At 68.3% G+C, this 830-nt stretch carries 1 pseudogene; it reads right to left on the bottom strand.

The features are described 5' to 3' along the window. Positions 1-830, bottom strand: a pseudogene (locus tag IG80_RS0112230) (NAD-glutamate dehydrogenase domain-containing protein); the annotation flags it as partial.

Consider the following 830-nt stretch of genomic DNA (forward strand, 5'->3'; position numbering starts at 1 on the left):
TAGGCCTTGGCGACCTCGGCCGGGCTGCGGCCGGTGTCCTCCTGCATGCGCAGCAGGAACGTCGCGCCCATGCGGTTGATGGTGGTGTTGGTCACCGCCGTGGCGATGATCTCGCGCTTGAGGCGGTGGCGCTCCATGCCGGCCGCGTGCTTCGTTCTGCAGCGGTTCGGGGAAGTAGCGGGCCAGCTCCTTGGACAGGTACGGGTCCTCGGGGATGTCCGAGTCCAGCAGCTGCTGGAACGCCACCAGCTTGGCGTACGACAGCAGCACCGCCAGTTCCGGCCGGGTCATGCCCTGCCCGCGCGCCTTGCGCGCCGACAGTTCGGCATCCGAGGGCAGGAACTCGATCTGCCGGTCCAGCAGGCCCTGCGATTCCAGCGTGCGGATGAAGTGCTGCTTGGAGCCCAGCCGCTTGACGCTCATCCGCTCCATCAGGCTGATGGCCTGGTTCTGGCGGTAGTTGTCCAGCAGCACCAGCCGCGCGACCTCGTCGGTCATCGACGCCAGCAGCTTGTTGCGCGCGGCCATGGTCAGCGAGCCGGCCTGGACCGCGTCGTTGAGCAGGATCTTGATGTTCACCTCGTGGTCGGAGGTGTCCACGCCGGCGGAGTTGTCGATGAAGTCGGTATTGAGTAGCACCCCGGCCTGGGCCGACCTCGATCCGGCCCAGCTGGGTCAGCCCCAGGTTGCCGCCCTCGCCCACCACCCGGCAGCGCAGCTGGCCGCCATCGACGCGGATGGCGTTGTTGGCGCGGTCGCCCACGTCCGCATGCTGCTCGCCAGCGGCCTTGACGTAGGTGCCGATGCCGCCGTTCCACAGCAGGTCCACC

It is taken from the genome of Candidatus Paracaedibacter symbiosus, assembly GCF_000757605.1.
Classification (GTDB): Bacteria; Pseudomonadota; Alphaproteobacteria; order Paracaedibacterales; family Paracaedibacteraceae; genus Paracaedibacter_A; species Paracaedibacter_A symbiosus.